This is a genomic window from Streptomyces sp. NBC_01197 (assembly GCF_036010505.1).
Taxonomy (GTDB): Bacteria; Actinomycetota; Actinomycetes; order Streptomycetales; family Streptomycetaceae; genus Streptomyces.
Map to the genome: position 1 here is coordinate 6,117,624 of NZ_CP108569.1, position 14,047 is coordinate 6,131,670.

The 14,047-nt window shown below is 71.8% G+C and carries 17 protein-coding genes; 7 read left to right on the plus strand and 10 right to left on the minus strand.

Annotated features, from left to right (window positions below; all coding sequences use genetic code 11):
• Positions 1 to 4 precede the first annotated feature (4 nt).
• Genes OG452_RS28110 through OG452_RS28125 form a run of 4 tightly spaced genes read right to left on the minus strand, consistent with a single transcriptional unit; the run spans position 5 to position 1,713 of the window.
• Complete coding sequence (locus OG452_RS28110) at positions 5 to 661, minus strand: DUF6286 domain-containing protein (RefSeq protein ID WP_327298358.1); 657 nt, start codon at positions 659 to 661, stop codon at positions 5 to 7.
• Complete coding sequence (locus OG452_RS28115; protein WP_327298359.1) at positions 658 to 1,002, minus strand: Asp23/Gls24 family envelope stress response protein; 345 nt, start codon at positions 1,000 to 1,002, stop codon at positions 658 to 660. The genes OG452_RS28110 and OG452_RS28115 overlap by 4 nt, the downstream gene beginning before the upstream one ends.
• Positions 999 to 1,190 carry a hypothetical protein gene (locus OG452_RS28120; RefSeq protein ID WP_266858302.1) on the minus strand — a complete coding sequence of 64 codons (192 nt, stop codon included), beginning with the start codon at positions 1,188 to 1,190 and terminating at the stop codon, positions 999 to 1,001. Before OG452_RS28120 ends, OG452_RS28115 begins: the two co-directional genes overlap by 4 nt.
• 28 nt (positions 1,191 to 1,218) lie before the next feature.
• A complete protein-coding gene (locus OG452_RS28125; RefSeq protein ID WP_327298360.1) occupies positions 1,219 to 1,713 on the minus strand; it encodes an Asp23/Gls24 family envelope stress response protein in 495 nt (164 codons plus the stop codon).
• A 93-nt stretch (positions 1,714 to 1,806) separates the two neighbouring features.
• Between OG452_RS28125 and OG452_RS28130 the strand changes: the two genes are divergently transcribed.
• Complete coding sequence (locus tag OG452_RS28130) at positions 1,807 to 2,538, plus strand: hypothetical protein (RefSeq protein WP_327298361.1); 732 nt, start codon at positions 1,807 to 1,809, stop codon at positions 2,536 to 2,538.
• Positions 2,539 to 2,556: 18 nt separating this feature from the next.
• On the opposite strand, the gene OG452_RS28135 is transcribed toward OG452_RS28130, so the two are convergent.
• The 5 genes from OG452_RS28135 to OG452_RS28155 form a co-directional block, all read right to left on the minus strand.
• Positions 2,557 to 3,312 carry an SDR family oxidoreductase gene (locus tag OG452_RS28135; protein ID WP_327298362.1) on the minus strand — a complete coding sequence of 252 codons (756 nt, stop codon included), beginning with the start codon at positions 3,310 to 3,312 and terminating at the stop codon, positions 2,557 to 2,559.
• 4 nt (positions 3,313 to 3,316) lie between these two features.
• Positions 3,317 to 5,116, minus strand: a complete 1,800-nt coding sequence (locus OG452_RS28140; RefSeq protein WP_327298363.1) for a glycoside hydrolase family 15 protein — start codon at positions 5,114 to 5,116, stop codon at positions 3,317 to 3,319.
• A gap of 30 nt (positions 5,117 to 5,146) precedes the next feature.
• Positions 5,147 to 5,935, minus strand: coding sequence for an SURF1 family cytochrome oxidase biogenesis protein (locus tag OG452_RS28145; protein WP_327298364.1), 789 nt, complete (start codon positions 5,933 to 5,935; stop codon positions 5,147 to 5,149).
• 72 nt (positions 5,936 to 6,007) lie between these two features.
• Entirely contained in the window at positions 6,008 to 6,241 is a 234-nt protein-coding gene (locus OG452_RS28150; protein ID WP_327298365.1) for a hypothetical protein, read from the minus strand.
• 64 nt (positions 6,242 to 6,305) lie between these two features.
• Positions 6,306 to 7,289: a DEDDh family exonuclease gene (locus OG452_RS28155; protein ID WP_327298366.1), complete on the minus strand. Its 984-nt coding sequence runs from the start codon at positions 7,287 to 7,289 to the stop codon at positions 6,306 to 6,308.
• A gap of 245 nt (positions 7,290 to 7,534) precedes the next feature.
• Here OG452_RS28155 and OG452_RS28160 point away from each other — a divergent pair, with 245 nt between their 5' ends.
• The 4 genes from OG452_RS28160 (at position 7,535) to OG452_RS28175 (ending at position 11,100) form a co-directional block, all read left to right on the plus strand.
• Positions 7,535 to 8,245 carry a VIT1/CCC1 transporter family protein gene (locus OG452_RS28160; RefSeq protein WP_327298367.1) on the plus strand — a complete coding sequence of 237 codons (711 nt, stop codon included), beginning with the start codon at positions 7,535 to 7,537 and terminating at the stop codon, positions 8,243 to 8,245.
• 171 nt (positions 8,246 to 8,416) lie between these two features.
• On the plus strand, positions 8,417 to 9,379 hold the full coding sequence (locus OG452_RS28165; RefSeq protein ID WP_327298368.1) for a sterol desaturase family protein: 963 nt from the start codon (positions 8,417 to 8,419) through the stop codon (positions 9,377 to 9,379).
• Complete coding sequence (locus tag OG452_RS28170; protein ID WP_327298369.1) at positions 9,376 to 10,041, plus strand: lysoplasmalogenase; 666 nt, start codon at positions 9,376 to 9,378, stop codon at positions 10,039 to 10,041. Before OG452_RS28165 ends, OG452_RS28170 begins: the two co-directional genes overlap by 4 nt.
• Before the next feature lie 18 nt (positions 10,042 to 10,059).
• Entirely contained in the window at positions 10,060 to 11,100 is a 1,041-nt protein-coding gene (locus tag OG452_RS28175; RefSeq protein WP_327298370.1) for a zinc-dependent alcohol dehydrogenase family protein, read from the plus strand.
• 37 nt (positions 11,101 to 11,137) lie between these two features.
• Here OG452_RS28175 and OG452_RS28180 read toward each other — a convergent pair whose 3' ends face one another.
• Positions 11,138 to 11,809, minus strand: coding sequence for a S8 family serine peptidase (locus OG452_RS28180; protein WP_405560364.1), 672 nt, complete (start codon positions 11,807 to 11,809; stop codon positions 11,138 to 11,140).
• A 220-nt stretch (positions 11,810 to 12,029) separates the two neighbouring features.
• Here OG452_RS28180 and OG452_RS28185 point away from each other — a divergent pair, with 220 nt between their 5' ends.
• Positions 12,030 to 12,401 carry a DUF485 domain-containing protein gene (locus tag OG452_RS28185; RefSeq protein ID WP_327298371.1) on the plus strand — a complete coding sequence of 124 codons (372 nt, stop codon included), beginning with the start codon at positions 12,030 to 12,032 and terminating at the stop codon, positions 12,399 to 12,401.
• Positions 12,398 to 14,020, plus strand: a complete 1,623-nt coding sequence (locus OG452_RS28190; protein WP_327298372.1) for a solute symporter family protein — start codon at positions 12,398 to 12,400, stop codon at positions 14,018 to 14,020. Before OG452_RS28185 ends, OG452_RS28190 begins: the two co-directional genes overlap by 4 nt.
• The last annotated feature ends 27 nt before the right edge of the window (positions 14,021 to 14,047 follow it).

Below are 14,047 nucleotides of genomic sequence, written 5' to 3' on the forward strand. Positions count from 1 at the left end.
GGCATCAGCCCTTCCTGGCCGGACGGCTCACGTGGACGGAGAGCCGCGGCCGCGACGCGAGCCCCAGACCGGTGATCCCCGTCGCCATCGCACCGTTCAAGTCGGTCCGTACGTCGTCGAGTTCGCGGAAGTGCGAGCGGGCGCGCACCTTGACCTTGGAGCGCTTCATCCGGATGCGCACGGACTGCACACCGGGCACCTCCATGGCCCGGTCCCGCAGCACCAGCGCCGCCGCGTCCCGTGCGAGCCCTGCCCTCACCTGCGGACTGTCGCGCCGCATCGGCAGCAGCGAACGCAGCCCCGGGGTGAGCGCCAGGACGATCAGCCAGAGGCCGATGGCCATCACCACCCCCGCGCAGACCTTGATCCAGATGCTGTCGAGGGGTCGCATCGCCAGATCGTGGGCGACCACATGGCGCCAGTGCATCGCGGGCCGCCCGGCCCGGACCGCCGACACGTCGTACAGCAGCATCCCAGCCGCCCCGAGCAGCACGAGCGCGAGCAGCGCCGCGGGTGTCCTGCGCCGCGACCAGAAACGCCTCGCCCGGCCACCCGAACCGGGCACCGGTGCGTACGCCGTGGCGGAGCCGGGACCGCTGGGCCCGGCCGGGGTCTTCTCCATGACGGGAAGCCGCCGCGTCGTGTCGTCCGCTTCGCTCATCGGGCCCTCTCCCCGTCGGAACGGCGGGTCTGCTCGGAGTGCAGCCGCTCGACCTGTACCGCCACCTCGGGCACCTCCATGCCCGCCAGCGACTCGACCCGCTGGGCCACCCGGCGGCGTACCGCACCGCACTGCGCGCCGATGTCGGACGGATAGCCGAGGTCCAGACTGACCCGCACCCGCGCCCGGGAGTCCTGCACGGTGACCGTGGCGTGCGGGGCCGTTCCGCCGTCGGGCACCGGGCCGATCGCCTCACGCGCCGCCTGCGCCGCGATCTTCGACACGACCCGGTCGGCGATGCGGGTCGAACCGCGTTCCGCAGGCGCCACCTGAGCGGTCATCGCCGCCCGTCGCCGTGGTCGCGGCCGCGGAAGAAGTCACCGGCTTCGAGGTCGCCGTCGGCGAACTTGCCCGCCACGAAGCCGATCGCACCGAGTGCGGCCACCAGAAGAAAGGCTCCGAAGCCGCCGAAGTAGCCGGCGAAGCCAAGTGCCATACCGACCAACAGGCCGACCACAGCCATACTCATCGTGCGCTCCTAAGCCGAAGGTACGGGGTTACTGAAGTCGGGACTCCGGCTCTTCATCGTCTTCCTCGTCGGGCAGCTTCACATCGCTGACCGCGATATTGACCTCGACGACCTCAAGTCCCGTCATGCGCTCCACGGCAGAGATGACGTTCTCCCGCACATCGCGGGCGACCTCCGAGATCGACACGCCGTACTCGACGACGATCTCCAGATCGAGAGCCGTCTGGACCTCACCGACCTCGGCTTTCACCCCGCGCGTCACGGACTTGGTGCCGCCGCCGGGCACCCGGTCGCGCACCGCGCCGAACGTACGCGAGATACCGCTGCCCATCGCGTGCACGCCGGGCACGTCGCGCGCCGCCAGACCGGCGATCTTCTCCACCACGCCGTCCGCGATGGTGGTCCGGCCACGGGAGCCGGGGGCGCCGCCGCCGCGCTTGGTCACATCGGGCCTGCCTGGGCCCTGGCCCGTGGGGCCCTTGTCAGAGGTGTCGGACTGGTTCTGCTGCGGGGTCTCACTCATCGCCGTACGTCCCTCTCCGAGCGGTAGCCGATTCTGTGCCCACGGTAGGTGTGCTTTCCCGGTTCCGCGCCGGGAATGCGGCAGGCTGGGGACATGACGGGTGACGGACAGTGGGGCCATGACGGGTGGGCGCAGGCCGTCCGCAGCAGACTCGGCCTCGGCAGGCTGCTGCCGCTCGGCGGCGCGGGGGACGGGGCCTGGATCGCCGAGGAGGCGGCCGTCGCGGTGCTGCGGCGCGCTGCCTGCGGGGTGCCGGGGACCGTGCTCGGGAAGCTCAGGATCGCTCCGGACGGGACCGGTGTGGCCGCCGACGCGGCGGTTCCGGCCCCGCCGAGCGCCCTGCCGCCCGGGCCGTTGCGGGTCGAGGCGGAGGCCGAAGCGGTGGCCGGGGGAGAGTCGCTGCCTGCGGTCGCCGACCGGCTGCGGGACGCGCTGTTCGGAGCCTGCGCCGACGCGCTGGGGCTCGGTGTGACCGAGGTGGACGTACGGGTGACAGGGCTGCTGGAGGCCCGCCCGGGTCCGTCGGTGGTGGCCGGTCCGGACGCTCGGCCGGATCCGTCGGCGGTGGTTGGGCCGGACAGGGGAGCCGCTGCCGTACGGGGCCCCGAGGCGGAGGCGGCGGCCGCCGTTCCCGGCGTCGCCCATCTGACCGGTGTGCTGGGGGCGGCCGTGCACCGTACCGGCTACCACGTCCGGGTGGAGCTCGCGGTTGCCCCTGGGCGGCGGGCCCTGGATGTGGCGGCGGCGGTGCGGTCGGCGGTGGCCGCGGCGGCCGGTCCGGACCGGTCGGTCGCCGTGCTGGTCACGGCGGTGGAACTGCCCTGACCCGTCGCGGCGCCGACGTCAGAATCCGCGCCGGGAGCCGCCGTCGACCGACAGCATGATCCCGGTGAGGTACGAGGCCCCCGGCGACAGCACGAACGCTGCCGTCCTGCCGAACTCCTCAGGCCGCCCGTAGCGCCGTAGCGGGATCCCCGCCTCGCTCCTCGTGCGCGCGGCCTCCGGGTCACCGCCGAGCGTGTCCAGGTGCCGTACCCGGTCCGTGTCGATCCGGCCGGGCAGCAGCCCGACCACCCGGATCCCGCGCGGACCCACCTCGTCGGCGAGCGACTTGGCGAAACCGGCGAGGCCGGGGCGGAGCCCGTTGGAGATCGTCAGCCCGCCGATGGGCTCGTGCACCGAGCCGGAGAGCACCAGGCCGATGACGCCGCCGTCGGACAGCTCGGCCGCGGCGGTGCGGGCGAGCCGCACCGCGCCGAGGAAGACCGCCTCGAAGGCCGTCCGCCACTGCTCGTCGGTGTTGTCGGCCGCGGAGCCGGCGGCCGGCCCGCCGACGCTGATGAGGATGCCGTCGAAGCGGCCGAAATGCTCCCGCGCGGTGGCGATCAGCCGCTCGGCGGCCGCGGGGTCGCTGTTGTCGGCCGCCACCCCGAGCACACCGGGACCGAGTTCGGCCGCCGCCGCTCGCGCCGTTTCCGCGTCGCGCCCGGTGATGATCACCTTCGCCCCGTCGGCCGCCAGCTCGCGTGCGGAGGCGAACCCGAGCCCCCTGGTGGCTCCGGTGACGACGTAGACGCGGTCCTTCAGTCCAAGATCCATGGCTCTATCCTGCATCCTCCTCGGGCGCCCCCAGCGCGCGGGCCAGCCCGAGTGCGGTGTTCACCAGGCCGATGTGGCTGAACGCCTGCGGGAAGTTGCCGAGTTGGCGCCCGGCCACCGGGTCGTACTCCTCCGCCAGCAGCCCGACGTCGTTGCGGAGCGCCAGCAGCTTTTCGAGGAGCGCCTCGGCCTCCTTGATCCGCCCGGTCATCCGCAGCGCGTCCGCCAGCCAGAACGAGCAGACCAGGAACGTCCCCTCGCCGCCCGGCAGTCCGTCCACCGACGGCCCCGCCACGCTGTAGCGGCGGACCAGGCCGTCGTGGCACAGCTCCGCACGTACGGCGTCGACCGTCCCGACCACCCGCGGGTCGTCCGGCGGCAGGAAGCCGACCTGGGGAATGAGCAGCGTCGCGGCGTCCAGATCGGTGGAGCCGTACGACTGGGTGAAGGTGTTGCGCTCCTTGTCGAAGCCTTTCTCGCACACCTCCTGGTGTACCGCGTCGCGCATCCGCCGCCACCGCTCCACGTCCCCGCGCAGCTTCGGCGCGGCCTCCAGGGTGCGTACGGCGCGGTCGGCGGCCACCCACGCCATCACCTTGGAGTGCACGAAGTGGCGGCGCGGGCCGCGTACTTCCCACAGCCCCTCGTCCGGCTCGCGCCAGCGCGACTCAAGGAAGCCGAGCAGGGCCAGCTGGAGGCTCCAGGCGTGCGGCTCATTGGCAATACCCGCCGTGCGGGCCAGATGGAGCGAGTCGATGACCTCGCCGTACACGTCGAGCTGCAGCTGGGTCACGGCTCCGTTCCCGGTACGCACCGGCGCGGATCCCTCGTGGCCGCGCAGCCACTCCAGCTCCGTCTCGGGCAGCCGCCGCTCGCCCGCGAGCCCGTACATGATCTGCAGATCACCGGGGTTGCCCGCGACCGCGCGCAGCAGCCAGTCGCGCCACGCCCCGGCCTCCTCCAGATAGCCGCAGGCCAGCAGTGCGCCGAGGGTGAGCGTGGAGTCGCGCAGCCAGCAGAACCGGTAGTCCCAGTTGCGTACGCCCCCGATCTCCTCCGGGAGGGAGGTGGTCGGGGCCGCGACGATGCCGCCGGTCGGGGCGAAGGTGAGCGCCTTGAGGGTGATCAGCGAGCGGATCACGGCCTCGCGGTAGGGGCCCCGGTACCGGCAGCGCACCGACCACTCGTGCCAGTCCTCCAGCGTGCTGACCAGTGCCTCGTGCGGGTCCACCAGCGGAGGGCGCGGTTCCTGCGAAGGGTGCCAGGTGAGCACGAACGCCACCTTCTCGCCCGCGGCCACCGTGAACGACGAGCAGGTGGAGAAGTGCTGGCCCCAGGTCTTCACGGCCGGCTCGCTGCGCAGCCACACCGCGTCCGGACCCGCCACCGCGACCCGGTGCCCGTCCGAGCGGCGCATCCACGGGATGACCGAGCCGTAGTCGAAGCGCAGGCGTAGCGTTCCCGCCATCTCCACCTCGCCGCTGACACCTTCGACGATGCGCATGATGTCCGGGGCGGTGTCGCGCTGCGGCATGAAGTCGATGACCTTGACCGTGCCGGTCGCCGTCTCCCAGACCGACTCCAGGACGAGCGACTCGTCCCGGTAGCTCCGCCTGGTGCAGTTGCCGGCTCCGGCCGGTGCGATGCGCCAGTGGCCGTTCTCGTCGTCGCCGAGCAGCGAGGCGAAGCACGCCGCCGAGTCGAAGCGGGGCAGGCACAGCCAGTCGATGGAGCCGTCCCTGCCGACCAGGGCCGCGGTCTGCAGATCGCCGATGAGGGCGTAGTCCTCGATGCGTTGGGTCACGGTGTGCCGTCTTCCCGGGAGCGCGGCCCGCTAAGCAGCAGCGGGCACCGGTTCGGGTGTGCTCTCCGACGCCGCCGCGGCCCGTTCGCGCTTCTCACGGCGTACGAGGACCACGAACCCGATGGGCACCCCGGCGGTGAAGAGCCACCACTGGACGGCGTACGCCATGTGCGGGCCGATGTCCGAATGCTCGGGCGCGGGGATCAGCTCGGGCGAGCCGCCCCTGGGCTGGGGCGCGGTCTGCTCGATGTAGCCGCCGAGCACCTGTCGGCCCAGTGCCTTCGACTCCTCGACGCTGTTGATCAGCATCACCTGGTGGGGCGGCAGCCCCTTCTCGTTCTTGATCCCGCTGGCACTGGTCGTCTCGTCGGCCATCAGCCGGCCGGCCACCGTCAGCCTGCCCTTGGGGGCGGCCGGGATCCTGGGGAGCGTGAGCTGGCTGCCGTTGTCCGCGACCCAGCCGCGGTTGATGAGTACGGTCTTGCCGCCGTCCAGGACGAAGGGCGTCAGTACGTGGTACCCGACGGTGCCGTCGGCCGAGGTCCTGCGCCGTACGACGACCTCGTGCGCGGTGTCGTAGTGGCCGGTCGCCGTCACCTGGCGCCAGTACTGGTCGTACGGCACGGTGTGCCCGGGGGAGGTGAGGTCTCCGACCGGAACGGGCTTCGACTTGAGGTTCTTGCCGATGAGCGTGTTCTGCGCGACCTTGTGTTCATGGCGGTGCAGTTGCCAGAAGCCAAGCTTGATCATCGTCGGCATCAGGACGAGTGAGACAAGGGCGAGAATCACCCACTGCCGTGTCAACAGGAAGCGGTACACGCCTCTGAAGGTACTCGCCCGGCGAAGCCCTCCGGACGGGGGGTCCGGCCGGAGGGGCAGAACCGGGCAGAGTCAGACCTTGTCGACGATGCCCCCCTTCCCCTCCGCGCGGGCGCAGTGCCCGCCGCAGTACCACTCGCCGTCGGCCTCCACGCCCTGCCCGATGACCTGGACACGGCAGTGCCCGCAGATGGGCGCCATCCGGTGAATGGCGCAGGAGAAGCAGTCGAATACGTGGACCGCGCCCTGCGCGTGGACCTCGAAGGACATGCCGTAGTCGTTTCCGCATACCTCGCAACGTGCCATGCGCCACAGGGTGGGACGCGCGGGCGCCGGCGGGCGAGCGGGCGGTGGGCGAGTCGCCCGCCAATCACCCGTCTGCCGGGGCCGGGGCGACGTCGCGCAGCAGCTGGGTGAAGGCGGCCTCGTCGATCACTGGGGTGCCGAAGGACTTGGCCTTGACCGTCTTGGACGTGGCGGAGTCCGGGTCGTTGGTGACGAGCAGGCTGGTCAGCCGGGACAGGCTCGTCGCCACATGCAGCCCGGCTTCGGCCGCCCGGTCCTCCAGCAGCTCGCGGTCGACCGAGGTGTCACCGGAGAACGCCACCCGCATCCCTTGCGCCAGCGGCTTCCCCGGCTCGTACCGCCCCGGATTCGGATAGGGACAGGCGGGCCGCTTCCTCGCCGGGCGCCAGCTGCTCTGCCGGTACGAGGCCTGGTAGCCGACGCGCGGCGCGGCCGGGGCGTCCGACCACTCGGTGAGCGGCCTGCACTCAAGGAGCGGCAGCCGCACCCCGTCCCTGGCCGCCGCGTGCAGACTCGGGCGGAACGCCTCGGCCAGCACGCGGGCGTCGTCGAGAGCGTGGTGGGCGTGCTCCTGTACGACGCCGAAGTGCGCGGCGAGCGACTCCAGCTTGTGGTTGGGCAACGGGAGGGCCAGCTCCTTGGAGAGCGCGATGGTGCACAGCCGCTGGCGGACCGGGGCGGTGCGCTGAGCGCGGGCGTACTCCCTCGAGATCATCTGCCAGTCGAAGATCGCGTTGTGCGCCACCAGCACGCGCCCGTCGAGCCGTTCGGCGAACTCCGCCGCGATCTCCGGGAAGAGCGGGGCGCCCTCCAGGACATCACTGGTCAGGCCGTGGATCCAGACGGGGCCGGGGTCCCGCTCCGGATTGACCAGCGTGTACCAGTGGTCCTCGACCTCGCCCCGGGCGTCCAGCCGGTAGACGGCAGCGGAGATTATCCGGTCGTCGCGTGCGAGGCCGGTGGTCTCCACGTCGACGACCGCGTACCCCTGCGGGTACGCGGCCGGCCACGCTGTCGCTGCTGTCTGGCGGTCGTCGAGCATGGTCACAGAGAATACGGGCCCCTACCGACAACGCCGCAATCCCGGGGGCGGGCCCGCCCGGCCGCCGCCGGAGGCCGGCACCCGTGTCCGGGACGGCAGCGCACGGCTTCCGTTACGGCGTAACCGATATGACGGGGCGTCGGCGCCGCCCCGGGCCGGTACCGCCCTGCCCGTCCCGGCCGCCTGCTGCTCCCGGGACGCCACGGGCGGGGAGGCGCGGTACGCGGCTGCCCGGATGAGACGCTGGCCCGATGACGGACTCCTCCCACGGCGAACCTCATCACAGAGGCCTCGGAGCGCGGCTCAACTGGCTCCGGGCAGCGGTGCTCGGTGCCAACGACGGTGTCGTGTCGACCGCAGGCATCGTCGTCGGCGTCGCCGGCGCCACCGGCTCGCGTACCGCGCTGCTCACCGCCGGTCTCTCCGGACTGCTCGCCGGATCGATGTCGATGGCGGCGGGGGAGTACGTATCGGTGTCCACCCAGCGCGATTCAGAGAAGGCCGCGCTGGCCCTGGAGAGGCGCGAGCTGCGCGAGACCCCGGACGCCGAACTCGACGAGCTGGCCGGGCTCCTGGAGGGCAAGGGCCTCTCGGCGGAACTGGCCCGCGAGGCGGCCGAGCAGCTCACCGAGCGCGACGCGCTGCGCGCCCACGCCGAAGTCGAGCTGGGCATCGACCCCGACGACCTCACCAGTCCCTGGCACGCGGCGGGCGCCAGCTTCGCCGCCTTCACGGCCGGTGCGCTGCTGCCTCTGCTGGCCATGGTGCTGCCGCCGGCCCCGGTCCGGCTGTACATCACGGTGCTCTCGGTCCTGGCGGCGCTGGCCGTGGCGGGCTGGTGGAGCGCCCGGCTGGGCGCCGCACCGGTGCGCCCCGCAGTGGTGCGGAACATGGCCGGGGGCGCGCTGGCCATGGCGGTGACCTACGCCGCCGGGGCGCTCCTCGGCGCGGCGGGCGTCTGAGCGGCCGGGCTGCCCAGGCCCGTTCGAGGAACCAGCTCAGGGGACTGGCTCAAGGACCCGCCGGGCGGCGCCGATTGGCGGAACTCACCAAAACACGCTGACAGAATGTCTCGCATACTTGTCAGTAACAACATCTAGCCGGGGCCGATCCGGCGGCCGTACCGTGCTGGCATGCCGAATCTGCCCGATGTCGTGCTGTGGTCCATACCGGCCTTCGTCCTGCTCACCGTCGTGGAGATGGCGAGCTACCGGTTCCATCCCGACGAGGACTCCGCGGGGTACGAGACCAGGGATGCCGTCACCAGCATCGGCATGGGTCTCGGCAGCCTGGTCTTCGACTTCCTGTGGAAGATCCCCATCGTCGCGATCTACACCGCGGTCTACGAACTGACCCCGCTGCGCGTCCCCGTCCTGTGGTGGACCGTCCCGCTGATGCTGCTCGGCCAGGACTTCTTCTACTACTGGTCGCACCGCGGCCACCACGTGGTCCGCGTCCTGTGGGCCTGCCACGTCGTGCACCACTCCAGCCGCAAGTTCAACCTCACGACCGCGCTGCGCCAGCCCTGGACGTCGCTGACCGTCTGGCCGTTCTACGTCCCGCTGATCGCCCTCGGTGTGCATCCGGCCGCGCTCGCCTTCTGCTCGTCGGCCAACCTCGTCTACCAGTTCTGGGTGCACACCGAGCGGGTGGGCAAGCTGCCGCGCCCCTTCGAGTACGTACTCAACACGCCCTCCCACCACCGGGTGCACCACGCCTCCCAGGGCGGTTACCTGGACCGCAACTTCGGCGGGATCCTCATCGTCTGGGACCGGCTGTTCGGATCCTTCACACCGGAGACCGTGCGGCCCGTCTTCGGGCTGACCAAGAACATCGAGACCTACAACCCGCTGCGGGTCGCGACCCACGAGTACGCGGCGATCGCCCGGGACGTACGGGCCGCGGCGAACTGGCGCGAACGGGCGGGGCGGGTCTTCGGCGGACCGGGCTGGCAGCCGGTACCGGTGACCGGGGCCGCCGCCATGGAGCCGGTGGGGCCCGCCGTCGCATCCGCTCCCGCACCTTCTCCCGCCGCCGCTCCTGGTCCAGCCACCGCCTCCGCCGTCCGGGAGAACCCGTCCGAGCGGATCGCGTGACGCGGGAGCGGGCCGCGCGGCTGCTGCTGCTCGCCTACGCGCTCGCCGCCCTGACCGACCTCTCCGCGCTCCTTGCGCACGGGCACACCGCCCAGACCCTCCACGCCGTCGCCAAACCGCTCCTGATGCCGCTGCTCGCCGCCCAGGTGTACACGCGGGGCGCGCCCCGGCTGCTGATCGCGGCGCTGCTGTTCGGCTGGGGCGGCGACACCCTGCTGCTGATCAACGCGGACCCGGCCTTCCTCGCCGGGATGGCCCTGTTCGCCGCAGGACACGTCTGCTACCTGGTGCTCTTCGGCCGCGGCCGGACGAACCCGTACCTCGGGGCGGGCTACGCGGTCGCGCTGGCCGCCACCGCCGCCGTGCTGCTGTCCGCCCTCCCGGCCGGGCTGCGGATCCCGGTGGCGGGCTACTCGCTGCTGCTCACCGCCATGGCGTACCGGGCGAGCGGCCTCGGCCTGCCGGCCGGGCTCGGCGGTGCGCTCTTCCTGGTCTCCGACACGCTGATCGCCACCGGCATCGCGGACCTGCCTCAGCCGCCCCTACCCGGTTTCTGGGTCATGGCGACCTATGTGGCGGCCCAGTCCCTGCTGGCCGCGGGGGTGCTCCGGTCCGCGGGCACGCCGGCTCCCGCGTACCGTGGCAGCCGTACACCTGTCTGATCAGCAAGGATTTGTCCCATGCGCGCCACCGTCATCCACGCCCCTCATGACATCCGGGTGGAGGAGGTGCCGGACCCCGTGGTCCAGCAGCCCACCGATGTCGTCGTCCGGGTCCTGCGGTCCTGTATCTGCGGCAGCGATCTCTGGGCCTACCGGGGGGTGGCCGCGCGCGTCCCCGGGCAGCGCATAGGCCACGAGTTCCTCGGCACGGTCGAGTCGGCCGGCTCCGACGTGCGGGGGTTCGCCGCCGGTGACCTCGTCGTCGCGCCCTTCGTCTGGTCCGACGGCGCGTGCGAGTACTGCGCCGAGGGGCTGACCACCTCCTGCCCGCAGGGAGGGTTCTGGGGCTCGGCCGGCTCCGACGGCGGCCAGGGTGAAGCGGTCAGAGTGCCCTTCGCCGACGCCACGCTCGTCAAGCTCCCGGCCGCCGCAGCGACCGACGACCGGCTGCTCACCGGGCTGCTCGCGCTCTCCGACGTCATGGGCACCGGCCACCACGCAGCCCTCGGCGCCGGTGTGCGGCCGGGCAGCGTCGTCGCCGTCGTCGGTGACGGAGCCGTCGGGCTCTGCGGGGTACTGGCCGCCAGGCGGCTGGGCGCCGAGCGCATCATCGCGCTCGGCCGGCACCAGGCCCGTACGGACATCGCCCGGACCTTCGGTGCCACGGACATCGTCGCGGTCCGCGGCGACGAGGCCGTCGCCGCGGTGCGCGAGCTGACCGGCGGCCAGGGCGCGCACGCGGTGATCGAGGCCGTCGGCACCGAGCAGTCGATGGCCACCGCCGTCGCCGTCACCCGCGACGGCGGGGCCATCGGATACGTCGGTGTCCCGCACGGCAGCGGTACGGGCCTGGACCTCAGCGACATGTTCAACCGCAACATCGCCCTGCGCGGTGGTGTCGCGCCGGTCCGCACCTACATCCCCGAGCTGCTGCCCGACGTACTGGACGGCACGATCGACCCGTCACCGGTCTTCGACCGGACCGTCGGCCTGGACGAGGTGCCGGACGGTTACCGGGCGATGGACGAGCGCACCGCGCTCAAGGTGCTCGTGAAGTAGGGGGCGCAGCGGCCCGGCCCGGTCCGGCGGCCACGTCCTACCGGGTGACCGCGTGCAGCGCGTCGGCCAGGCCCGCCCCGTAGAAGCTGTTGTGGTCCCTGCCGCCCCGGCAGACCGCGTCGGGCCTGCCGTCACCGTCGGCGTCGATGGGGTACGGGTCCGGGCAGGCGAGCCGGTCGGCCCCCGCGTACAGCAGCGCCTCGATCTGGGCGGGCGAGGCATGCGGATGGCGGGACTTGATCAGCGCCGCGACCCCGGCGGCATGCGGGGACGCCATGGACGTACCCGACATGTAGGCATAGCCGCCGCCCGGTACCGGGCCGAGCACCGCGCTGCTGGTCGCGGGCGGCTCGGGGGGCTGGAACGCCACCGAGTCGCCGCCCGGCGCCGCGATGTCGATGACCCCCAGGCCGTAGTTGGAGTAGGAGGACTTGAGGGTCTTGGCGCCGGTCGCCGCCACCGTGACCACGCCCGGCAACTGGCCCGGAATCACTGGGCACCTGGACGGGTCCACCGTGCGGGTGACCGCTGTGCCGTCGTCCGGGCTCAGTGCGTCGGTGACCGCGTGCGAGGCCAGGTCGAACCCGTCATTGGCGGCGCCGGCGACGTTGACCGTGCCCTTGCGCTCCGCGTAGCGGGCCAGTCCCGCGGGCAGCGCGAGGGCGCGCCACCGCCCGTATCCCGGATGGGCGTATCTCGGACGAGCCATGGGTTCTCCACATCATCCCTGCCAACCGACGCCCTGCGAGCCGCAGTTGGGCGCTGCCCGACCAGTGAAGCCGACGCCGGCCGTTCCTGCCCGGCAATCAGTCCAGCAAGAAGGGCCGGGCGTTGAACCACTCCGCCCCGCGCGCCGTGCCCTTGTCGGAGACCCGTACCGCGGGTCCTCCGGAAGCCCACCCACCGTAAGCACGTCGCGAGGAGAATCCGTGGCCACCGATGCACCGCAGACCCCGGAAGGAACGGACACCGGGCCCCGCCCGGACCGGCCCACGACAGAGATGTTCACCGAGGTGCAGCAGAGCGCCGAGTTCGGCGAACTGCGCAGCGCCCACCGCTCCTTCGCCTTCCCGCTGACCGTCGGCTTCGTGGCCTGGTACCTGCTGTACGTCCTGCTGTCGAGCTACGCGGGCGGCTTCATGGGCACCACGCTCTTCGGCAACATCAACGTGGCCCTGGTACTCGGCCTCGGCCAGTTCCTCACCACGTTCCTCATCGCATGGTTCTACTCGCGGCATGCCGCGACCCGGCTCGACCCGAAGGGCGCCGCCATCAAGTCACGTATGGAGGAGCGCGCATGAACCCCGCAGTCCAGCTCGCCGCGTCGGCGACCACCCAGCACCGGCCCCTGATCATCACGCTCTTCGCGGTCTTCGTCGTCGCCACGCTCGTCATCACCGTCTGGGCCGGCCGCCGGACCAGGAGCGCAGCCGACTTCTACGCGGGCGGCCGGCAGTTCACCGCGCTGCAGAACGGACTCGCGGTCTCCGGCGACTACATGTCGGCCGCTTCGTTCCTCGGCATCGCGGGCGCCATCGCCCTCTTCGGCTACGACGGCTTCCTCTACTCGATCGGCTTCCTGGTCGCCTGGCTGGTCGCCCTGCTGCTCGTCGCCGAGCCGCTGCGCAACTCCGGCCGCTACACGATGGGCGACGTCCTCGCCTACCGGATGCGCCAGCGCCCCGTCCGCACCGCCGCGGGTGCGTCCACCATCGTCGTCTCGATCTTCTATCTGCTGGCGCAGATGGCGGGCGCCGGCGTCCTGGTCTCGCTGCTGCTCGGCATCACCAGCGACGCCGGGAAGATCGCCATCGTCGCGCTGGTCGGTGTCCTGATGATCGTGTACGTCACGATCGGCGGGATGAAGGGCACCACCTGGGTCCAGATGGTCAAAGCCGTCCTGCTGATCGCCGGAACCATCCTCATCACGTTCCTGATCCTGCTGAAATTCCACTTCAACGTCTCCGACCTGCTCGGCTCGGCCGCGTCGAACAGCGGCAAGGGGAAGGCGTTCCTGGAACCCGGCCTCAAGTACGGCGCTACGGGGACCTCCAAGCTGGACTTCATCTCGCTGGGCATCGCGCTGGTGCTCGGCACCGCGGGCCTGCCGCACATCCTGATCCGCTTCTACACCGTGCCGACGGCCAAGGCCGCCCGGAAGTCGGTGAACTGGGCGATCGGCATCATCGGCGCCTTCTATCTGATGACGATCGTGCTCGGGTTCGGTGCCGCGGCCCTGCTCAAGCCCGCCGACATCATCGCGTCCAATCCGGCGGGCAACACGGCGGCCCCGCTCGCGGCCCTGGAGATCGGCGGCGGCGCCGGCTCCACCGGGGGTTCGGTCCTGCTCGCGGTGATCTCCGCGGTCGCCTTCGCCACCATCCTCGCGGTGGTCGCCGGACTGACCCTGGCCTCCTCGTCGTCGTTCGCGCACGACATCTACGCCAACGTCATCCGCAAGGGGCAGGCCACCGAGAAGGAGGAGATGCGCGCGGCACGCTGGGCGACCGTCGCGATCGGTGCCGTCGCCATCGCGCTGGGGGCCTTCGCCCGCGATCTGAACGTGGCGGGTCTGGTCGCCCTCGCCTTCGCGGTCGCCGCCTCCGCCAACCTGCCGACCCTGCTCTACAGCCTCTTCTGGAAGAGGTTCACGACCGCGGGCGCTCTGTGGTCCATCTACGGCGGGCTCGTCTCCTCCGTGGTGCTGGTGCTCTTCTCGCCGGTCGTCTCGGGAAAGCCCACCTCGATGTTCAAGGGCGTCGACTTCGCCTGGTTCCCCCTGGAGAACCCCGGCCTCATCTCCATCCCGCTGGGATTCCTGCTCGGCTGGCTGGGCTCGCTGCTCTCGCCCGAGAAGCCGGACCAGGACAAGTACGCCGAGCTGGAGGTCAGGTCCCTCACCGGATTCGGCGCCCACTGACGGCCGTCCGCGCGGCAGGACGCGGCG

Coding starts and splice junctions, on each gene's coding strand:
- OG452_RS28110 (WP_327298358.1), bottom strand. CDS start 661: ATGAGCGAAGCGGACGACACGACGCGGCGGCTTCCCGTCATGGAGAAG.
- OG452_RS28115 (WP_327298359.1), bottom strand. CDS start 1,002: ATGACCGCTCAGGTGGCGCCTGCGGAACGCGGTTCGACCCGCATCGCC.
- OG452_RS28120 (WP_266858302.1), bottom strand. CDS start 1,190: ATGAGTATGGCTGTGGTCGGCCTGTTGGTCGGTATGGCACTTGGCTTC.
- OG452_RS28125 (WP_327298360.1), bottom strand. CDS start 1,713: ATGAGTGAGACCCCGCAGCAGAACCAGTCCGACACCTCTGACAAGGGC.
- OG452_RS28130 (WP_327298361.1), top strand. CDS start 1,807: ATGACGGGTGACGGACAGTGGGGCCATGACGGGTGGGCGCAGGCCGTC.
- OG452_RS28135 (WP_327298362.1), bottom strand. CDS start 3,312: ATGGATCTTGGACTGAAGGACCGCGTCTACGTCGTCACCGGAGCCACC.
- OG452_RS28150 (WP_327298365.1), bottom strand. CDS start 6,241: ATGGCACGTTGCGAGGTATGCGGAAACGACTACGGCATGTCCTTCGAG.
- OG452_RS28160 (WP_327298367.1), top strand. CDS start 7,535: ATGACGGACTCCTCCCACGGCGAACCTCATCACAGAGGCCTCGGAGCG.
- OG452_RS28165 (WP_327298368.1), top strand. CDS start 8,417: ATGCCGAATCTGCCCGATGTCGTGCTGTGGTCCATACCGGCCTTCGTC.
- OG452_RS28175 (WP_327298370.1), top strand. CDS start 10,060: ATGCGCGCCACCGTCATCCACGCCCCTCATGACATCCGGGTGGAGGAG.
- OG452_RS28180 (WP_405560364.1), bottom strand. CDS start 11,809: ATGGCTCGTCCGAGATACGCCCATCCGGGATACGGGCGGTGGCGCGCC.
- OG452_RS28190 (WP_327298372.1), top strand. CDS start 12,398: ATGAACCCCGCAGTCCAGCTCGCCGCGTCGGCGACCACCCAGCACCGG.